The following is a 19,786-nucleotide window of genomic DNA, read 5'->3' as shown; positions in this document are numbered from 1 at the left end:
AGGCCGTTACCCCACCAACCAGCTAATGCGCCGCGGGCCCATCTGTAAGTGTTCGAAAACTTTCCATTCGCAACCATGCGGTTGCGAATCGTATTCGGTATTAGCTCCGGTTTCCCGGAGTTATCCCGAGCTTACAGGCAGGTTGCCCACGTGTTACTCCCCCGTCCGCCGCTAACTTTTAAAAGCAAGCTTTTAAAAGTCCGCTCGACTTGCATGTATTAGGCACGCCGCCAGCGTTCGTCCTGAGCCAGGATCAAACTCTCCAAAAAAGATAAGTTCAATCTTGTCAGCTCATGAAAAAGCTGGTCTTACTTAAAATCCAGAATTGTATCCGGGTTATATCGCACATTTGGCATTTCACTGTTCAGTTTTCAAGGAACTTTATTTTCGTCATCGCTCTCAGCGGCGACTTATACATCTTATCAAACGAAAAACGTTATGTCAACAACTTTTTTGCGTTTGTTTTTTATCTGTCAACCAGAAAACAACAATATCACCATGAACAACGACAAACAACATCTTATCATAAACTTTATTGATAAATCAACGAAAAAATATCGATAAAAAACGGACTGTAATCTGTACTTACAGTCCGTTTACGGCTGGTGTTCTTAACTTCCTTCCTGTTCTAACGATGAACGCTCACGCATAAGCGGGAAAAGCAGAACATCGCGGATGGATGGTGAATCGGTTAACAGCATGACCAGACGATCAATCCCAATTCCCAGTCCCCCTGTTGGCGGCATACCATATTCCAACGCCTCAAGGAAATCTTCATCCATTTCATGAGCCTCATCATTCCCCGCTTCCCGTTCGAGAATCTGCGCTTCAAAGCGTTGGCGCTGGTCGATAGGATCATTTAATTCCGTAAAGGCATTGGCATGCTCACGACCCACGATAAACAGCTCAAAACGGTCCGTAAAACGTGAGTCCTCTTCGTTTTTCTTTGCAAGTGGAGAAACATCCACCGGGTGCCCATAAATAAAGGTTGGCTGTATGAGTGTCTCTTCGACAAAGTGTTCAAAGAACTCATTAACAATATGCCCGTATTTCATCTCCGGTTTAACCGGCACCTTATGCTGTTTAGCTAGTTCATGCGCTTGTTCATCACTCATATGCGGCCAGAAGTCTACCCCAACTACTTCCTTAATCGCCTCCACCATATGCACTCTCTTCCACTGAGGTTTTAAGTGTATCTCCTTGCCCTGATAAACAACTGTAGTGGTTTTAAAAACATCTTCAGCAATATGGGCAATTAACTCCTCAGTCAAACGCATAATATCCTGAAAATCTGCATACGCTTCATAGAGTTCAATCGATGTGAACTCCGGATTATGCCTCGTGGAAATCCCTTCATTCCTGAATATACGGCCGATTTCATATACTTTCTCGAGGCCGCCGACAATCAGGCGTTTCAGGTGAAGCTCTGTTGCGATACGCATATATAAACGCATGTCCAACGCATTATGGTATGTAATAAACGGCCGGGCAGCCGCACCTCCCGCAATACTATGCATGGTCGGCGTTTCCACTTCAAGATAGCCACGCTCGTCCAAATAGCGGCGCATAGATTGGAGAATATGACTGCGGGCGATAAATGTTTCCTTTACTTCCGGATTCACAATCAGGTCAAGATACCGCTTGCGGTAGCGCGTTTCAACGTCCTTTAACCCATGGAATTTTTCAGGAAGCGGGCGTAACGATTTACTGAGCAGTGTAAATTCTTTAGCCTTGACGCTAATCTCCCCGGTTTTCGTCTTAAAAACGGTTCCTGTTAACCCTACAATATCGCCGAGGTCACACATTTTAAACACGCTGTACAGCTTTTCGCCAACCTGGTCTTCCCTTACGTAAATTTGAATGCGACCACTCTGGTCCTGGATGTGCGCGAACCCCGCCTTCCCCTGCCCTCGTTTTGTCATAATGCGGCCGGCAATTTTTACTTGCCAGTTTTTAACTTCAAGCTGCTCCTTATCCAGAGACCCGCATTCGTCGAGGATTTCCTTCGCCATATGTGTGCGTTCAAATTTTTTGCCAAACGGGTCGATTCCTTCTTGTCTTAATGTATGTACTTTTTCACGTCTTACGAGTTCAAGTTCACTCAATTCTTCCTCATGTGCCATGCTAACTTCCAACTCCTTCAAGCATAGTGGTCCTAAAACTCAGGAAAAGCTCCCACGATATCGAAGGAGCCTCATCCCTATTATTTATTAAACATTGATCTCAAGGATTTCATAACGAATAACGCCTGCAGGAACATTTACATCTACGACAGAACCTTTTGTTTTTCCAAGTAAAGCTATCCCTACAGGAGACTCATTCGAAATCTTGTTTTGCATCGGGTCTGACTCTGCCGAACCTACAATTGTATATTCTACCACATCACCGAATTCAAGGTCTTTCACGCGAACCGTTGAGCCTACGCTTACCACACCGGTATCCACTTCATCTCCGGAGATTACGCGGGCATTTCGCAGCATTTTTTCAAGCGTAATAATGCGCCCCTCAATAAAAGCCTGTTCATTTTTGGCTTCTTCGTATTCAGAGTTCTCGGAAAGGTCTCCGTAGCTAATTGCTTCCTTAATTCGTTGGGCAACTTCACGTCGTTTAACCGTTTTCAGTTGTTCCAATTCATCTTCCAGCTTCTGTAGACCTGCAGCCGTCAAAATTACTTCTTTTTCAGACATTATCCATTCCCCCGTTAACTCTCATTCTTATGCGTACGCTCCAAAATATCTTCGTAGAGTGTATGTAAGTAGATACATTTTTATGCAAACATATATGAAACTGCCAGTGTATTTTCCACTGGCAGCCCTCGTTTACAGTATGAAGGTATTATATGGTAGGCCAAAGTGGTTGTCAAATTGTATTAATGTACCGCTTCAACTTCTCGATTTTCCAACTTCTCCGTTTTTTCGGCTGCTTTCGCTTCAACCCGGTCCACATAAGCCAGAAGCAGCGCTACAAGTCCCTCGCGTGTCTCCTGTTCGTTGACCTGGTCACGAATTTGCGCGGAAGCAGGAAGCCCCTTTAGATACCAGGCAGCGTGTTTCCGCATTTCCTTCACGGCAATCTTCTCGCCTTTCAGCTTAATTAAGCGATCAAGATGAAGGATGGCTACATTAATTTTCTCCCTCGCAGTCGGGTCGGACGGAAGTGTACCGTTCGTCAGATATTGAACCGTCCGGTAGAGCATCCATGGGTTCCCAAGAGCAGCCCGGCCAATCATCACGCCATCACAGCCCGTTTCATCAAGCATCCGTCTGGCGTCTTCAGGAGTAAACACATCCCCATTGCCAATAACCGGGATCGTTACGGCGTCTTTTACCTGCCGAATAACGTTCCAATCCGCCGTACCGGTGTACATTTGAACGCGCGTTCTTCCATGCACAGCCACAGCCTTTCCACCGGCACGTTCTACCGCTTTTGCATTCTCAACCGCGTAAACATGCTCATCATCCCAGCCTATTCTCATTTTTACCGTGACTGGTTTTGACACCTTTTCTACAACGGCCGAAACCATTTCTTCAATCTTATTCGGGTCGAGCAGCCAGCGGGCACCTGCGTCGCAGCTCACAATTTTAGGGACGGGACAGCCCATATTAATATCGATTATATCAGCATTTGTATAATTATCTACATATTCAGCCGCTTTGACAAGCGTCTCTTTATCGCCGCCAAAAATCTGAAGGCTTAACGGCTTTTCTCTATCATCGACATACAGCATGTCGATTGTTTTCTTATTGCCATGGACAATTCCCTTATCGCTAACCATTTCCGCACAAACAAGCCCTGTGCCGAACTCTTTGGCAATCAGGCGAAATGCCGGGTTGCATACACCAGCCATGGGGGCAAGCACAACATTATTTTTTAATTCGATGTCACCTATTTTAAGGGTAGCCATGTTTTCACCTTCCAAACAGCCTTGTTGTCACAGGCATATTTCTCAAGTCCATTTCCAGGCACAATTATTCCCCTATTTTATCATAGGTCGACTCTTTTTCAACTATTTTGCCCAGACCAACTCTTTCCATGGTTTCACGCCGCTGACTCCCTCTATTTCAAAAAGCATCTCTGCCGCTGTTGTTTGTGTAGACAGCGGGATAGGAAAATCAGGTGCAATTTCAGCTAAAGGCACGATCACAAAGGCACGCTCGCCCATACGGGGATGAGGGATCTGCAGGCAACTTTCCTTCACTTTTTCCTGACCGTAAAGAAGAATATCAATGTCAAGCGTACGGGGACCCCACCGGATGTCACGTGTCCGCCCCAGCTCCTTTTCGATTCGCTGCGTTTGCTCAAGAAGCTGCATGGGTGACAAAACCGTTTCGACCTCTATCGCTACGTTTAAAAAAGGCGCCTGTTCTACGTAACCGACAGGTTCGGTTTCATAAATGGTTGAACTGCGCTTCACGACAATGCCTGTTTCCTGCAACTTCCGTACCGCTTCTACCAAATGAAATTCGCGGTCACCGATATTGGAACCGAGGCCGAGAAAGACGGTTTGCATCGGTTAGTCCCTTTCTCCGGAACGGCTTCGTATAATTTCAACCGCGACGGACTGATAATGGCCGGGAATGGGCGGGTCCGGCTTCGTTACCCGCACCAGCGTTTCCTGGATAACAGGATACTTCGTCAATATTTTAGCGGCAATACGTTCTGCAACAGCCTCTACCAATTGATAACGCTCCCCCTCAACGATTTGGCGTATAGTGGAGTAAATATCTGCATAATTAATCGTATCTTCCAGATTATCGCTATGGCCTGGTTTAGAAAGGTCAAAATAAGCTTCCAAATCAACATAAAAACGCTGGCCAAGCTTATTTTCTTCCTCAAACACACCGTGGTACCCATAAAACTGCATCTTACTCAGGATGATTCTATCCATATACGCGCTCCTTTTCCTCCTGCCAGGCATACAGCATCGCATCCATCATCCGGCAAATCTGAACGATTGGCTTCACATCGTGGACCCGCACAATACGACAGCCTCTTTCTATGCCAAGCGCAACCGTTGCCGCCGTACCCTCTACCCGGTCATCTACGGGCAAATCAAGTGCCTTTCCGATAAACGATTTGCGTGAGGTGCCGAGCAGTACAGGATAACCGAGGGCAACAAGCTGATCGAGTTTGTACATCATTTCGAGATTATGATGATACGTTTTGGCAAACCCTATACCAGGATCAAGGATAATATTCTTTTCACTGACACCCGCCTGCCGGACAATATTTATGCTTTCCTGAACGTCTCGCAAGACATCCGCCATGAAATCACGATAGTCCATATTTGTTCGATTATGCATAAGAATAACGGGAACATCCAGTTTGGCCATCGTCTCAGCCATCAAGGGGTCGGCTTTGGCTCCCCACACATCATTAACAATGTGTGCTCCGGCGCGAATGGCTTCCCGGGCAACCTTCGCTTTATACGTGTCAATCGAGAGAGGAACATCAATTTCCCGGGATAATCTTTCAATGACAGGAATCACCCGTTCGATTTCTTCATCAGCTTCTACAGCTTCATGTCCGGGCCGGGTAGACTCTCCGCCAATATCAATAATTTCCGCCCCGTCTTCAACCATTTTCCACGCGTGTTCAACCGCGCGCTCTATTGTGTTGTGCTTCCCACCATCGGAAAAAGAGTCGGGGGTTACATTTAAAATGCCCATTACAATCGTCCGTTTATCGAGGGGCAGTGAATAGGTACCTGCTTGAACATGCATAGCTACCACTCCTTCTGTTAATCTATCGGGCTTACCGCAGCCTTTCACGGTAGAGCGCCAGGAGGCGTGCCGTTACCGGTCCTATTGTTCCCTTTCCAACGACATAGTCATTCACCGGATGGCCGTCGGTGACATCTCTTATCGTATGGATCGGAACGATTTCCTGGATCGCATTCGTAATAAAGACTTCATCCGCCCGTATTATATCTTCTATCCTATATAAACCTTCTTCCACTTTCCATCCCTGTTTATACGCCAGTTCCATCACGAAAGCCCGGCGGGTACCGGGCAGGATACCCGCCGCAAGAGACGGCGTATACAATACACCATCATTCACAAAGAAGACGTTTGACACAATTCCTTCTGCAATGAAGTCCTCATTCGTTAAAAAGAGTCCTTCCACGAGTGGATTGGAACCAATTTCCCGTTTGGCCAGCCGGTTGTTCATATAATGATGAGATTTAAACCGCCAGGATCCCTCCGGGGAATTGCGCCGGGTGTTCAGCACCTGCAGGATTTTCCCCGTTTGATAAAGCTGCACAGAAAAGGCAGGGAGAGGCCTGGCAAAAATAAGCCAGCCGGGTGTTTCGTAAATGTCTGATGTCGGTCCAAGGTCCGCCTGGCCGGCCGTTAGATTCAGCCGAATATACGCATCCGTTAAATCATTGGCCGCAAGCGTCCGAAGAACTGCGGACGTGAGTTCTGCCTCTGACATCGTAACCGCGATTCCTATCTCTTCCGCGGCGGCGGTAAGCCTTTTATAATGTTCGGTAAAAAGGGCAGGCTTTCCACCGTAACTCCGCATCGTTTCAAATAATCCCAAGCCATAAAGAAAGCCGTGATCAAAAGGAGAAATCACAGCTTCTGCCGCATTTAGTATGCGTCCATCTAAATAAATCTTCACGTTTGTATCAAACTCCCTGAGGAACCCTTTGCTTCCGATAATACGAAAGGAAATTCTGCAGCATTTGTTTGCCATGCTCCGTCATAATGGACTCCGGATGGAATTGAACACCTTCGACCATTAGCGTGCGGTGACGCAGCCCCATAATTTCACCCTCTGCGGTCTCTGCCGATATCTCTAAACAATCAGGCAGGCTTTCCCGTTCTACAATGAGCGAATGGTAGCGAGTCGCCCGAAAAGGGGATGGCACCCCGGCAAATATCGTTTGTCCATCATGTTGAATGTCAGATGTCTTCCCATGCATGAGCCGGTCCGCCCGGATGACACGTCCACCGAATACCTGGGCGATCGATTGATGACCAAGGCATACGCCAAGGATTGGAATTTTCCCCGCAAACGTTTCAATCGCTTCGAGGCTAATCCCCGCCTCATTCGGTGTACAGGGTCCGGGTGAAATCATCAAATACGATGGCGACAAAGACGCAATTTCTTCACACGTAATTTTGTCATTGCGGACCACATTCAGTTCTTCCCCTAACTCACCAAGGTACTGAACCAGATTGTAGGTGAAGGAATCATAGTTATCAATCATCAAAATCATACACTCATCTCTCCTCTTCCTAAACTTAGCTATACTCAGCTTCGGCTAAAGAAAGGGCGCGCCAAACCGCTTCCGCTTTCTTCAATGATTCATAATACTCTGCTTTTGGCCGGGAGTCAATCACGATTCCTGCGCCGGCTTGAACGTGGGCTTTTCCATCTTTGGCGATAAGCGTACGAATAATTATATTGCACACCGCATCCCCGGTGAAACCGAATAAACACATGGAACCCGTATAAGGTCCTCTGGTAACCGGTTCCAGTTCTTCGATGATTTCCATGGTACGAACTTTCGGCGCACCGGTAATGGTACCGCCTGGAAAAGCCGCAATAACCGCATCATACATATCTTTATTTTCGGCGAGTTCGCCCACTACATTTGAAACGATATGCATCACATGGGAGTATTTTTCCACAACCATTAGTTCATCCACGTGGACCGTCCCGTACTGGCTAACCCGCCCCAGGTCATTACGTTCTAAATCAACAAGCATGATATGTTCGGCTATTTCCTTTTCATTATCCAGCAGTTCTTTCATTAGCATTGCGTCTTCCGTGTCATCCTTCCCCCGGCGTCGCGTACCGGCAATCGGCCGCGTGCTTAATTTTCGCCCTTTGACCTGAAGCAGCAGTTCAGGTGAAGCGGAGACGAGTTGAAACTCAGGAAAACGGAGAAGCCCCATATATGGGGAAGGGTTAATTCGGCGAAGCATATGATAGACAGCCTCGGCAGGAGCATCCATAGGTTTCGACTGGCGAACGGAGAGATTCACCTGAAAAACGTCACCGGCAGCGATATATTCCTGGACTTTTCTCACGGCGTCTTCAAACGCCTCCTGGTCAAAGGATTTCTCGGGAGCGTTCACCGCTGACGTTTCCGGGAAGTCGTTGTCTTCCAGTGTTTGGATGGCATGTCTCATTTGAAGGGACGCGCCCAGTTGTCCTTCCATTTCCGCTATTTTTTCTTCGCCGGCTTCGATCGTTGGGAGCTGTGCTTGCTTACCGACGTGAACAATGAGAAAAACCTTGCGCTCCACATGATCAAATGCATAAATCTGTTCCATCATCATTAAATAAACATCCGGCAAATCCAGATCATCAACCGCGCTGCAGGGAATCGTTTCGTATTGCCGGGCCATATCATACCCAAGATACCCGATTGAACCACCGATCCAGTCGGGAAGCCCATTTCCTTCCAATTCCTCCACATACGGGCTTATCTCATGTTCCATCCACCGCCGCACCACATTCAGCGGGTCCGTGTCCATTTTTACCGGAACCCCATTATTTTCAATGACCGTATTATTCTTTATCTTAATGGTTTTAACGGGTGAACAGCCGACGTACGTATAACGCCCGCTTCGTCCGCTTTCTACAATAAACGCGTATGAATTTTGATCTTGTATGGATAAATAAAGGGACCATGGATCGAACGAAACCCAGGGAACCGTTTTCCATAACGGCGCTCTTTCATACCCCGATAACTGTTTTATTGAATGTACCCGGCTGAATGCCACCTTTGTCTCACCCCGATGTTCTTTTTTCATAAAGAAAACCCCTGCCAATCCGACAAGGGTTCGTCTTTCTATATTATACTTATTCTTCGTCAAACTGATAGAGGGGTGTGCTTAAATAGCGCTCACCATTGCTGGGGATAATCACGACAATATTTTTTCCCGGACCTAAGTCTTTCGCCACTTGGCGCGCCGCATGGATGGCAGCCCCCGAAGAAATTCCGCACAGAATCCCTTCTTCTCTGGCCACGATTCTGGCCGTTTCAAAAGCATCATCATTTTCAATCTTAATGATTTCATCATATACGTCGGTGTTTAATGTTTTCGGGATAAACCCGGCACCCAGTCCCTGAATTTTATGCGGTCCCGGCTTTCCGCCTGAAAGTACGGGAGAAGCAGCCGGCTCTACCGCAACAATACGTACAGCAGGATATTTCTCCTTAAGAACCTCCCCGGCTCCCGAGATGGTTCCTCCTGTGCCAATACCGGAGACAAACGCGTCGATCCCGCCGATTTCCTGACCTTGGTCAACTAATTCTTTCCCTGTTGTTTCCCGGTGAATTCGCGGGTTAGCGGGATTTTCAAACTGCTGCGGCATATAATAATCCTTGTGTTCCCGAACCAGTTCTTCCCCCTTACGAATAGCGCCTCCCATCCCTTCAGCGCCAGGAGTCAGAATAAGTTCCGCTCCGTAGGCACGCAGCAGATTACGGCGTTCGATGCTCATCGTATCGGGCATAATCAGAATGGCATGGTATCCTTTTGCGGCAGCAACCATCGCTAAACCAATTCCGGTATTTCCACTGGTCGGCTCTACAATGGTCATCCCTTCCTTCAGATCTCCCGCTTTTTCCGCGGCTTCAATCATTGAAAGAGCAATCCGGTCCTTCACACTGCTGCCGGGGTTAAAATACTCCAATTTCAAATAAATGTTTGCTTCATCTTCAGCAGTATAACGATTTAATTTGACAAGTGGTGTATACCCGATTAAATCGGTGATCGATTGAGCTACCCTCATTAGAGTCCCTCCTGAATTCATACTATATTTATAGGATTACATAAATTATATCAATCCTATTTATCCTGCGTCAATTATTACTTTTGGATTAGAGAGCGCAGGTTCTCCAAATCCGGCTTTTCCAGGCGGTAATGTTCGTTGCAGAAATGACAAGTGATTTCCGCCTTTCCCTGCTCTTCAATCATCGAGGTAAGCTCTTCTTCTCCAAGAGTGATAAGCGCCCGCTTTACCCGGTCAAGCGAACAGTGGCAGTTAAACACGACAGCATGTTTCCCCAGAATCACCGCCTCTTCTCCCAGCACCTCCGCCAGGATTTGCTCGGGGGTCATCCCTTCATCTACAAGGGTGGATACCGGACGCGTGCGAGCGATTGAATTTTCAAGGCGTTCCACAATTTCTTCAGGTGTATCAGGCATCAGCTGGATAATAAATCCACCGGACGCCTTAATTGTATTGTCCGGGTTGACCAGCACTCCTACTCCGACAGCGGACGGAACTTGCTCCGAAGCGGTAAAATAGTATGCGAAGTCTTCTCCGATTTCTCCGGATACGATAGGACTGCTCCCATGATAAGGTTCCTTTAAGCCCAGGTCCTTCGTTACCGTTATGAAGCCCTCCGTTCCAACGGCACGCCGCACATCCAGCTTTCCTTTTCCGTTTAACTCAAAATGCACATGCGGATTGGTCACATATCCTCGAACTTCGCCTTTGGCATTTGCATCCACGATAATTTGACCAACAGGACCGCCGCCCTTAATAATGATCGTTAAGCGATCCTCACCTTTATGCATCGCGCCGATCATGGCTCCTATGGAAAGTGTTCTTCCCAGAGCAGCGCTTACTACAGGCCATGTATCAATTCGTCGCTGTATTTCATTCAATGTATCTGTCGTACACACAGCAAAAACACGAAGAAATCCGTTGTAGGCTGTGCCTCTTACCAAGTAATCGCTCATATGTTATTCCTCCCAACGTATCAAAGTTAGTTTACCACAAATACGAGAAAACCTGCCGCGAGGTGTCCCTATTGGCAGGCTTCAACGTTTATTTTTTATTCCGGTCGTATATCAGGCGTAGCCCCTTTAAGGTGAGCCACGTATCCACGATGTCAATTTCCGTTGATTCATTCCCGACCAGAGTAGCCAGTCCACCTGTAGCAATAACACGCGGATTTCCGGCACTTTCTTTTTTCATGAGTCGCACGATTCCGTCCACCTGGCCTACAAAACCATAAATAATCCCTGACTGCATCGCGTGGATCGTGTTGCGGCCAATGACATTAGGCGGCTTCACCAATTCAATCCGGGGCAACTTGGCCGCACGGCTGTAAAGCGCTTCAGTAGAAATTGTGATACCGGGCGCGATTGCTCCGCCATGGTATCCGCCTTCTTCATCGATAAAGCAAAAGGTAGTGGCCGTTCCAAAGTCAACGACAATAAGCGGAGAACCATACTCATGTATAGCCGCAACCGCATTGACAATACGGTCGGCCCCGATCTCCCGGGGATTTTCGGCTTTAATATTTAATCCTGTTTTAAGCCCTGGCCCAATAATCATCGGTTTGAGGTTAAAATACTTATGGCACATTTTTTCCAAAGGAAAAATCAACGGTGGAACGACAGAAGAAATAATCGCCCCTTCTATCTGGTCAAAAGAAAGCCCTTTATCAAAAAGTAAGCTTTTAACCAGCATGCCGAATTCATCATCTGTTTTACTCCGGTCGGTTCCGATGCGCCAGTGTTCCTTTAATTCACTTCCCTCAAAAACACCAAGTACAATATTCGTGTTCCCTACATCGATTACAAACAACATGGTCTATACGCACCTACCGTTTTCTCTCATTTAAATCCAGACTGATATCAAGAGCGGATACCGAATGGGTTAACCCTCCTACGGAGATGACATCTACTCCGGTTGCCGCAATATTACGTATAGTTGTAAGGTTGACCCCGCCCGATGCCTCAAGCTTAATTCGTCCATCGACAATCTTTACCGCTTCAGCCATGGCTTCGTTGTCCATATTATCAAGCATAATAATATCCGGGGTAGCTTCCAGCGCTTCAGCGAGTTCAGCAAGACTTTCCACTTCCACTTCTATCTTCATGGTATGGGGAATCTGGTCTCTGGCGCTTCTGACTGCCTCGCTAATCCCTCCTGCGGCCTTAATATGATTGTCTTTAATCATAACCGCGTCAAACAGACCGAGACGGTGATTATGCCCACCGCCTGCGACTACAGCATACTTCTCCAGCATCCGCAGGCCGGGGGTCGTTTTGCGCGTATCCACGATGCGCACATTCGGGTTTCCTTTGCGTGCCTCATCCACATACTTCCGGGTAAGGGTCGCAATACCGGAGAGGCGCTGCAGGAGATTTAACGCCACACGTTCACCGCTGAGCATGCTGCGCACACTTCCCTCTACTTCGGCAATGACGGTCCCTGTTTCCACGTAAGCGCCGTCCTGTACTTTCGCGTTGAAAACCAGGCTTGCATCAAGTGCAGAAAATACACGGGCAGCAACGTCCAGACCGGCAATTACCCCGGCTTCCTTTGTATAGAGAATCCCGTTTCCATGCAAATCTGCAGGTACTGTAGTAAGGCTTGTAACATCCCCGAATCCAATGTCCTCAGCAAGCCATGCCTCAATCTGCTCAGTCAGTAATTTTTTATTCATCATCATGTAAACTTCGCTCCTCTAACACACCATCTTCAATGGATTGTACAATGTGTTTGCGCCAGACAAGGTCGTCACGTTCCGGGAAATCCTCCCGGTAGTGCGCGCCACGGCTCTCTTCCCTTTGCAGGGCGGCATTTGCCACGAGGCTTGCACAGGTTAGCAAATTTACATATTCAAACTCATCAGGGCGCTCCATTTTAAAACGAAAGCTTTTGATAAACCGATCTAATTCCTTAATCGCCTTGGTTAATCCCTTTTCATGCCGTTTTAATCCGACATGGCGCAGCATCAGCTTTTGCAGGCGCAGCCTTTTTTCTACCGTTGTCTCATTATTCATCGTCTGCTGGCGCAGCATAGAGAATGAAACAGCCGGAATTTCGTTGTCCAACGGGCTTATTTCGCTCCGAATATGATTGGCAATCCGCAGCCCAAATACGAGGGCTTCTGCAAGGGAATTACTCGCCAGCCTGTTTGCCCCATGGACACCTGTACAGGATACTTCTCCGCAAGCATATAACCGTGGGGTTGCCGTCTCACCTTTTAAGTCGGTTTTGATTCCTCCCATAATATAGTGGGCGGCCGGGGCTACCGGAATCCAATCGGTTACCATATCCAGGCCGTAGCGAAGGCATTCCTGGTAAATGGTAGGAAAGCGGTGTTTGATTAACTCTTCCGATTCATGGGTAATGTCTAAATACACAAACGTTGACCCTGTCTTTTCCATTTCTGTTACAATAGCGCGGGCAACAATGTCACGCGGGGCCAGCTCTTTCTGCGGGTGGTAGTGCTGCATAAACCGTTCCCCTTTAATATTTCGAAGAACGGCACCCTCTCCGCGCACAGCTTCCGAGATGAGGAACCGCGGAGCCCCCGGGTAGAAAAGAGCCGTTGGATGAAACTGGATAAACTCTACATCTTTAATATACGCTCCGGCCCGGTACGCCATAGCTATCCCGTCACCCGTAGCAATTTCCGGGTTTGTCGTGTAGCGGTAAAGCTGGCCTGCCCCGCCGGTAGCTAAAACCGTTGCATCCGCCCGAATATAAACCTTCTTGCCATCCGGCTTTAAAACAAGCGCACCGATACATTCTCCCTTGTTGGTAATTAGATCAATGGTAAAATGATTTTCCAAAATCGTAATACGTTCGTTTTTTAGCGCCTGTTCGGAAAGAGCGCGTACAATTTCCGCCCCTGTCGCATCACCATGCGCATGAAGGATACGGCGTTTGCTGTGCGCCCCTTCCTTCGTAAGCTCAAGCACGCCGTCTTTTTTATCAAAATTCGTTCCGTACCTGATTAAATCGTTAATGCAGTTTGGCCCTTCGTTAACGAGGACTTCAACCGCCTCATGAGAACAAATGCCCGCTCCGGCAATTAAGGTATCCTGCCGATGCAGTTCAGGAGAATCATTTTCAGCGGTGACAGCGGCAATCCCTCCCTGGGCGTACCGCGTATTGCTCTGGGTAAGCGACGTTTTACTGACCAGGGTAACGCTGCATTGATCACATAACTGGAGGGCGGTGTATAACCCTGCCGCCCCTGAACCAATGATTAGCACATCCGTTTTTATCGTTTCAATCTCTGCAAGTTTAAAGTCTACGACATATCTTGGTACCATAATGAGCCATCCCTTCTAAAGGCGTTATTGAACAGCTTCTACGGCTAGCATACGCTCCAGAGAAGCGCGTGCCTTATCCGCAATTTCTTCCGGCACAAAGATTTGCGGCTGCATGGTCTCCAGGCAATCCGCGACTTTTTTAAGGTTATTTACTTTCATATTCGGGCACACAAGGTACTTTGAGGCGAAAATAAACTCTTTTTCCGGGCTATCGAGAGAAAGTTTATATCCTACACCGTCTTCTGTTCCGACAATAAACTTTTTATGAGCCGATTCACGGCAGTATTTTAAAATTCCTGTGGTGCTTCCCACAAAATCACCAAGCTCTACCACTTCCGGACGGCACTCAGGGTGAACGACAAACTGAGCATCCGGATGTTCTTCCTTCAGTTTCAATACATCCGCTACCGTTAGCTGGTCGTGGGTATTGCAGTATCCTTCCCATATGGTCATTTTCTTATCTGTGAACTGAGAAACCCAGTGACCAAGGTTTTTATCCGGGACCCAAATAATCTCTTCCGCATCGATGGACTCAATCACATTGCGCGCGTTCGATGATGTACAACAAATATCTGTCTCCGCTTTGACATCCGCGGACGTATTAATATAAGCAACTACCTTCGCATTCGGGTGCTGAGATTTCAGCTTGCGAAGCCCTCCTACGTTTACCATGTCCGCCATTGGACAACCTGCACGTTCATCGGGAATCAAAACCGTTTTATCCATATTTAAAATTTTAGCGCTTTCACCCATAAAATGAACACCACAGAATACGATAACATCCGCATTTGTCGTCGCTGCTTTCTGTGCCAGCCCGAATGAATCGCCGAGAAAATCGGCTATTTCCTGGATTTCCGGACGTTGATAATAATGCGCTAATATAATGGCATTCCGCTCTTTTTTTAACCGCGCAATCTTCTCACGCAATTCCTGATTCTGCTGCTCTTTCTTCACCAAAGCCAACGCTTCCATTATAAAGTAACCCTCCTGTCCATACTCACCGGCGCATGCCATACAAGGCTAATAATCTGTATGATACCGTTAAACCGGCAAAAAGTATACCCTTAAAAAGCTGAAAAACCTCCCTGGAATGGGGAGGCTTTTCCTGATTCTGCATTACTACTCTTCGCGTTTCTCCGTGTCAATGCCATTATACTCAACAGCGTCACCCGCTTTGCCTGTGATCTGAACTTTTACATCACCGGTTGTGACTTCTTTAACATCGTCAACCTTGCTATTGATTGTCCCGGTTTCAATGATGCTCTTAATCTGTTCAGCATCGAGCGTTTCAACGTCAAGCAATTTCTGGGCAACAGCTTCCAGTTCTTTCATATGTTCGGTAAGAATTTCTGTACAACGTGCATGGCAATCACGAATAATGGTTTGAATTTCCTGGTCAATTTGGCGGGCCGTTTCATCGCTGTAATTCTGCTCATGGCCAAAATCACGGCCGAGGAAAACCTGGCCCTGAGAACTTCCAAACTGCAGCGGGCCAAGGTTGGCGCTCATGCCAAATTCCATAACCATGCGGCGGGCAATACCGGTGGCACGTTCGAAATCGTTGTGAGCCCCTGTACTTATTTCTTTAAGCACAAGTTCCTCAGCTACGCGGCCGCCAAGCAGCCCGACAATTTTATCCAGCAAATCGGATTTGGTTGCGAAATAACGGTCTTCCTTAGGCAGCATAACCGTGTATCCGCCGGCGCTGCCGCGCGGAATAATCGTTACTTTATGAACCATATCCGCATTTTTCAGGAAGAACCCGCAAATCGTATGCCCCGCTTCATGGTAGGCAACGAGTCTTTTCTCATCCTCACTGATGACACGGGAACGTTTTTCCGGACCCGCAATCACGCGGTCAATCGCTTCATCGACTTCCGTCATTTCTATTTTCTTCTTATTGCGGCGCGCTGCGAGCAGGGCTGCTTCGTTAAGAAGATTCTCCAGATCCGCTCCCGTAAATCCAGGTGTACGGCGGGCAATGATATCAAGGTTTATTTCCGGGCTCAACGGCTTATTCCGGGCGTGCACATGCAGTACAGCTTCTCTTCCTTTAACATCCGGACGATCCACCGTAATCTGGCGGTCAAAGCGGCCGGGACGAAGCAGGGCCGGGTCAAGAATATCAGGCCGGTTTGTCGCGGCAATAATGATAATCCCTTCATTGGCGCCAAAGCCGTCCATTTCTACAAGCAACTGGTTGAGCGTTTGTTCACGTTCATCGTGACCCCCGCCAAGACCGGCGCCGCGCTGTCGGCCCACGGCGTCAATTTCATCAATGAAGATAATACACGGTGCATTTTTCTTTGCGTTCTCAAATAGATCACGAACACGGGAAGCACCGACACCGACAAACATTTCAACGAAATCGGAACCGCTGATGCTAAAGAACGGTACACCCGCTTCACCTGCAACGGCACGCGCCAAAAGCGTTTTACCTGTACCCGGAGGGCCCACCAGCAGAACCCCTTTAGGAATGCGGGCACCAAGTACCGAGAATTTGCGTGGATCTTTGAGAAATTCAACAACTTCAACAAGTTCCGCTTTTTCCTCATCAGCGCCGGCTACATCATTAAAAGTAACCTTTTTCTTCTCGTCATTGTATAATTTGGCTTTGCTTTTCCCAAAATTCATGACGCGGCTGCCGCCACCCTGCGCTTGATTCAAGAGAAAGAAGAACAGGATGAAAATAATAACAAACGGAATGATGGATGTCAGAAACGTGAGCCAGACGGAGTCACCTTTTTGCTCCACATATTCTTCTTTTGCAACATGAGCCTGTTCAATCTGCCTAAGCAGTTCAGCATTATCATAAAGCGGCCCATTCGTATAGAAGACACTGCCATCCTTTAACTTTCCTTCAATATAATACGTACCTCGATCAGGGCGAATCTTCAGCTCGGCGATTTTGCCCTGGACCAGGTCCTGTCTGAAGTCATTATAGGGTATTTTAGCTGTATCTGTACCCTGATTGGTAATAAAGTTGAAAATTCCAACCGTTACTAAAATGATTAGTAGATAAAATCCTGTGTTGCGGAAGAACCGATTCATTCCTTACCTCCTCTCGCGCGCTAAAAACACCTACATTATTTTACCACAGTGGAACACACCCCACAACTTGCTTTACCTAGTTATAGACTTCGGGCTTTAAAATCCCGATATAGGGCAGATTCCGGTACTTCTCGGCATAGTCAAGGCCATATCCAACAACAAATGCATCAGGTATTTGAAACCCACAGTAATCCGGCAACAAATCAACCGTACGGCGGGCCGGTTTATCAAGCAGAGTGACAACTTTAACCGACGCTGCATTCCGTCGGTCAATAACGTCGATAAGGTAACTCAAAGTAAGTCCGCTGTCAATGATATCCTCCACAATGAGGACATCACGACCTTCGACAGAAGTATCAAGGTCCTTCATAATGCGGACAACCCCGGAGGACTTGGTGGAATCACCATAGCTGGACACAGCCATAAAATCAATTTCGAGTGGAATATCAATGCGGCGGATCAGATCCGTCATGAACAGCGCCGCTCCGCGTAAAACGCAAATAACGAGCGGGTTCTTTCCTTTATATTCAGTGGAAAGAAGACGACCCAACTCGCGAACTTTTGCATCGATTTGTTCTTCAGTTAACAAAACTTCTTTAATGTCATTTTCCATAACTGGCCTCCTAAGACATAAGCGACTATTCTACTTCAACATATAATAAAGGTCCTGTTCCTGCTGTATATAAACACTCGTTTGAACGTTTCACCCCGGGAATCCATAATATATTCTGTTCATCCGTTACAATGGGAAGTATGTCTCGCATCGTGCGTGGAATTTTTTCATCAATAAAAATATCTTTTACTTTTTTGCTTCCGTTCATGCCTTGAATCGTCATGCGGTCGCCAGCTCGTCTGGGTCTTACATATAGCTTACCCTTAATGCCGGACGGATCAAACACAGCGACAGAGCTCCCTGTATTTCCCTTTGCATCACCATAAAAACAGTTAAATGTCCGATTAATTTCCGGTATATACGTTCGGCCCGGAATGTTTAGAGGGTAACAAAAAGAGGACGTCAGTACGGATTCAGTTATAGATGAAAAAATGATCCGGTGATATTCCCGCTGAACTTGCAGGCCGTGGGGTAAGATGAGACGAGCCGAAGGATGATCACCTTTGATTAGTTCCCTGATTTTTTCTATATGGGCAAAACCGATTTCACCTAGTTGTCCCGATAGATAACTTAATATTAGTTTAATCATCCTCCTTTGTAAAGCAACGTGATAGGCTAAAAACCCATTTTGGTTTATAACCATTTTATTCTGGTTTTCTTCTTCTATGATTGCTTTAGCCGCCGCTATGCTCTCTTGTTCCATGTATGTATTTTCGGCACTAGCAACCGCTGTTAAATGTGTGATCGCGTCGGTTAAAGCAGGATTTTCTTCTTTAAGAAGCGGAACCAACTGGAGACGAATCCTGTTTCTTAAATACTTTCCTTTAAAATTACTCGGATCGTGTCTGGGATTGAGGTTATTTTCTTCGCAATACGCTTCGATCTGTCTGCGTGTCACCTCAAGCAGCGGGCGGATGATTTTGATATCCCCTTCCTTCCGCCAAATAGGAATTCCAGCCAATCCTTCAATTCCTGTACCACGCACAAGGCGCATCAAAACTGTTTCCACCTGGTCATCGGCATGGTGGGCCGTTGCAATGGTAGCTCCCCCGATATCAGCGGCAATCTTTTTTAAATAGTTGTAGCGGACTTCGCGTGCCGCCTCCTGAGGGTTCAATCCCGTCTCTTCAATCACCCAAGGAACATTAATTGAGGTCACATAACACGGAACTTTAAACTTCCGGCACATTTCCTCCACATACATGCTGTCTTCGACTGCGCTTTTCCCGCGAAACTCATGGTTTACATGTGCGGCGGCAAGCTGCCAGCCATATTTATCACGCAAAGACACAAATGCATGCAAAAGAGCGATAGAATCCGGGCCACCTGACACAGCAACCAGTATCTTATCGCCACGGCCAAGCAGTTCGTAATCCAAAATGGTCTTTTCTAAAACCTGCAGCAACTTTTTCACCTTCATTTTCCTTACCGTACTATTGTATACGATTAATCAACATAGAAGTTACAAAATTTTTTTCGCATTATTATCGGCTTTCTTCAGGCATGATATTCATTCGTAACCGTTTGACAGTAAACGTAGGTTGGTGGGCAATGGAATGGACCATTTTATTTTTTGCAGGGTTTTTCCTTGCGGGGAAGCACAGACCGTCCGTGCTGACTGATTTTAACTTGCGTATTTACTTTTCATCCCAAATTTACGTACCTAAAGCTTCAGCACTGTTGATAACAGTTTATAACGCATATATCGAGTCAACAGCTGCTAAAATACAAAGTTCACTTAAAAAAGATAAAACTACTGTGGTTCTTGGTAAATTCACCGATAAAGTCAGGAGAAGTGTATCGTACAAAAACCCTAAAACAGGGTGGGTTATTGACAAAGATACCGCTGGACATGGTGGACGAGCTTAGAAACTTAAGGAATAGAAAGGCAATAGGGTTGCTTCTCTTGATAGTGACGGTAGAGTTTTAGCTGATTAATCAAAAAGCAGCCGCCTGGTTGTGGTAAAATTAACCTAAGAGTCTGTCCAACAGAATGAAAATTTTATATATTTATCCAAACAACAGTGCTTTATGCATTGATTATAAGGTATACATGAATAAATATTCG

Annotated in this window: 19 protein-coding genes and 1 rRNA gene; 1 reads left to right on the top strand and 19 read right to left on the bottom strand. The window is 46.8% G+C overall.

The annotated features are described in order from the left end of the window. The 19 genes from H525_RS0108085 to tilS form a co-directional block, all read right to left on the bottom strand. Window positions 1-269, bottom strand: a 16S ribosomal RNA gene (locus H525_RS0108085); the annotation flags it as partial. Between the two features lie 342 nt (window positions 270-611). Then, window positions 612-2,123, bottom strand: coding sequence for a lysine--tRNA ligase (gene lysS / locus H525_RS0108080; RefSeq protein WP_027415797.1), 1,512 nt, complete (start codon window positions 2,121-2,123; stop codon window positions 612-614). Window positions 2,124-2,210: 87 nt separating this feature from the next. Next, window positions 2,211-2,687: a transcription elongation factor GreA gene (gene greA / locus H525_RS0108075; RefSeq protein ID WP_027415796.1), complete on the bottom strand. Its 477-nt coding sequence runs from the start codon at window positions 2,685-2,687 to the stop codon at window positions 2,211-2,213. Between the two features lie 182 nt (window positions 2,688-2,869). After that, window positions 2,870-3,904, bottom strand: a complete 1,035-nt coding sequence (gene dusB / locus H525_RS0108070; RefSeq protein ID WP_035100382.1) for a tRNA dihydrouridine synthase DusB — start codon at window positions 3,902-3,904, stop codon at window positions 2,870-2,872. A 102-nt stretch (window positions 3,905-4,006) separates the two neighbouring features. Beyond that, window positions 4,007-4,510, bottom strand: coding sequence for a 2-amino-4-hydroxy-6-hydroxymethyldihydropteridine diphosphokinase (gene folK / locus H525_RS0108065; protein ID WP_027415794.1), 504 nt, complete (start codon window positions 4,508-4,510; stop codon window positions 4,007-4,009). Between the two features lie 3 nt (window positions 4,511-4,513). After that, complete coding sequence (gene folB / locus H525_RS0108060) at window positions 4,514-4,888, bottom strand: dihydroneopterin aldolase (protein WP_027415793.1); 375 nt, start codon at window positions 4,886-4,888, stop codon at window positions 4,514-4,516. After that, window positions 4,881-5,723 (bottom strand): dihydropteroate synthase, encoded by an 843-nt coding sequence (folP, locus tag H525_RS23295; protein ID WP_051330898.1) that lies wholly within the window; start codon window positions 5,721-5,723, stop codon window positions 4,881-4,883. The genes folB and folP overlap by 8 nt, the downstream gene beginning before the upstream one ends. A 31-nt stretch (window positions 5,724-5,754) precedes the next feature. After that, window positions 5,755-6,627: an aminodeoxychorismate lyase gene (gene pabC / locus H525_RS0108050; RefSeq protein WP_027415792.1), complete on the bottom strand. Its 873-nt coding sequence runs from the start codon at window positions 6,625-6,627 to the stop codon at window positions 5,755-5,757. A gap of 7 nt (window positions 6,628-6,634) precedes the next feature. After that, the gene (pabA, locus tag H525_RS0108045) at window positions 6,635-7,228 is read right to left on the bottom strand and encodes an aminodeoxychorismate/anthranilate synthase component II (RefSeq protein WP_027415791.1); all 594 of its coding nucleotides are present in this window, start codon (window positions 7,226-7,228) and stop codon (window positions 6,635-6,637) included. A 25-nt stretch (window positions 7,229-7,253) separates the two neighbouring features. Further along, a complete protein-coding gene (locus tag H525_RS0108040) occupies window positions 7,254-8,774 on the bottom strand; it encodes an anthranilate synthase component I family protein (RefSeq protein ID WP_035100381.1) in 1,521 nt (506 codons plus the stop codon). A 49-nt stretch (window positions 8,775-8,823) separates the two neighbouring features. Beyond that, entirely contained in the window at window positions 8,824-9,759 is a 936-nt protein-coding gene (gene cysK, locus H525_RS0108035) for a cysteine synthase A (protein ID WP_027415789.1), read from the bottom strand. A gap of 77 nt (window positions 9,760-9,836) precedes the next feature. Continuing rightward, the gene (gene hslO / locus H525_RS0108030; protein WP_027415788.1) at window positions 9,837-10,715 is read right to left on the bottom strand and encodes an Hsp33 family molecular chaperone HslO; all 879 of its coding nucleotides are present in this window, start codon (window positions 10,713-10,715) and stop codon (window positions 9,837-9,839) included. An 88-nt stretch (window positions 10,716-10,803) separates the two neighbouring features. Beyond that, window positions 10,804-11,571: a type III pantothenate kinase gene (locus H525_RS0108025; RefSeq protein WP_027415787.1), complete on the bottom strand. Its 768-nt coding sequence runs from the start codon at window positions 11,569-11,571 to the stop codon at window positions 10,804-10,806. Window positions 11,572-11,584: 13 nt separating this feature from the next. Next, on the bottom strand, window positions 11,585-12,439 hold the full coding sequence (nadC, locus tag H525_RS0108020; RefSeq protein WP_027415786.1) for a carboxylating nicotinate-nucleotide diphosphorylase: 855 nt from the start codon (window positions 12,437-12,439) through the stop codon (window positions 11,585-11,587). Next, window positions 12,426-14,054, bottom strand: coding sequence for an L-aspartate oxidase (nadB, locus tag H525_RS0108015; protein ID WP_027415785.1), 1,629 nt, complete (start codon window positions 14,052-14,054; stop codon window positions 12,426-12,428). Before nadB ends, nadC begins: the two co-directional genes overlap by 14 nt. A 24-nt stretch (window positions 14,055-14,078) precedes the next feature. After that, window positions 14,079-15,026, bottom strand: coding sequence for a quinolinate synthase NadA (gene nadA, locus H525_RS0108010; protein WP_027415784.1), 948 nt, complete (start codon window positions 15,024-15,026; stop codon window positions 14,079-14,081). Window positions 15,027-15,173: 147 nt separating this feature from the next. Then, complete coding sequence (ftsH, locus tag H525_RS23290; protein ID WP_051330897.1) at window positions 15,174-17,105, bottom strand: ATP-dependent zinc metalloprotease FtsH; 1,932 nt, start codon at window positions 17,103-17,105, stop codon at window positions 15,174-15,176. Window positions 17,106-17,181: 76 nt separating this feature from the next. Further along, window positions 17,182-17,718, bottom strand: a complete 537-nt coding sequence (hpt, locus tag H525_RS0108000; RefSeq protein ID WP_027415783.1) for a hypoxanthine phosphoribosyltransferase — start codon at window positions 17,716-17,718, stop codon at window positions 17,182-17,184. A gap of 25 nt (window positions 17,719-17,743) precedes the next feature. Beyond that, a complete protein-coding gene (gene tilS, locus H525_RS0107995; protein WP_051330896.1) occupies window positions 17,744-19,132 on the bottom strand; it encodes a tRNA lysidine(34) synthetase TilS in 1,389 nt (462 codons plus the stop codon). Window positions 19,133-19,269: 137 nt separating this feature from the next. Between tilS and H525_RS0107990 the strand changes: the two genes are divergently transcribed. Next, entirely contained in the window at window positions 19,270-19,587 is a 318-nt protein-coding gene (locus tag H525_RS0107990; protein WP_027415781.1) for a hypothetical protein, read from the top strand. Window positions 19,588-19,786: the final 199 nt, after the last annotated feature.

Source organism: Aneurinibacillus terranovensis DSM 18919 (assembly GCF_000430625.1).
Lineage (GTDB): Bacteria > Bacillota > Bacilli > Aneurinibacillales > Aneurinibacillaceae > Aneurinibacillus_B > Aneurinibacillus_B terranovensis.
The sequence above is the reverse complement of the archived record's forward strand: the minus strand, read 5'-3'. Positions and strand labels throughout refer to the sequence as shown.

Coding starts and splice junctions, on each gene's coding strand:
- H525_RS0107990 (WP_027415781.1), top strand. CDS start 19,270: ATGGAATGGACCATTTTATTTTTTGCAGGGTTTTTCCTTGCGGGGAAG.
- nadA (WP_027415784.1), bottom strand. CDS start 15,026: ATGGAAGCGTTGGCTTTGGTGAAGAAAGAGCAGCAGAATCAGGAATTG.
- hpt (WP_027415783.1), bottom strand. CDS start 17,718: ATGGAAAATGACATTAAAGAAGTTTTGTTAACTGAAGAACAAATCGAT.
- H525_RS0108025 (WP_027415787.1), bottom strand. CDS start 11,571: ATGTTGTTTGTAATCGATGTAGGGAACACGAATATTGTACTTGGTGTT.
- folK (WP_027415794.1), bottom strand. CDS start 4,510: ATGCAAACCGTCTTTCTCGGCCTCGGTTCCAATATCGGTGACCGCGAA.
- H525_RS0108040 (WP_035100381.1), bottom strand. CDS start 8,774: ATGAAAAAAGAACATCGGGGTGAGACAAAGGTGGCATTCAGCCGGGTA.
- nadB (WP_027415785.1), bottom strand. CDS start 14,054: ATGGTACCAAGATATGTCGTAGACTTTAAACTTGCAGAGATTGAAACG.
- pabA (WP_027415791.1), bottom strand. CDS start 7,228: ATGATTTTGATGATTGATAACTATGATTCCTTCACCTACAATCTGGTT.
- greA (WP_027415796.1), bottom strand. CDS start 2,687: ATGTCTGAAAAAGAAGTAATTTTGACGGCTGCAGGTCTACAGAAGCTG.
- ftsH (WP_051330897.1), bottom strand. CDS start 17,105: ATGAATCGGTTCTTCCGCAACACAGGATTTTATCTACTAATCATTTTA.
- hslO (WP_027415788.1), bottom strand. CDS start 10,715: ATGAGCGATTACTTGGTAAGAGGCACAGCCTACAACGGATTTCTTCGT.
- cysK (WP_027415789.1), bottom strand. CDS start 9,759: ATGAGGGTAGCTCAATCGATCACCGATTTAATCGGGTATACACCACTT.
- lysS (WP_027415797.1), bottom strand. CDS start 2,123: ATGGCACATGAGGAAGAATTGAGTGAACTTGAACTCGTAAGACGTGAA.
- dusB (WP_035100382.1), bottom strand. CDS start 3,904: ATGGCTACCCTTAAAATAGGTGACATCGAATTAAAAAATAATGTTGTG.
- folP (WP_051330898.1), bottom strand. CDS start 5,723: ATGCATGTTCAAGCAGGTACCTATTCACTGCCCCTCGATAAACGGACG.
- nadC (WP_027415786.1), bottom strand. CDS start 12,439: ATGATGATGAATAAAAAATTACTGACTGAGCAGATTGAGGCATGGCTT.
- folB (WP_027415793.1), bottom strand. CDS start 4,888: ATGGATAGAATCATCCTGAGTAAGATGCAGTTTTATGGGTACCACGGT.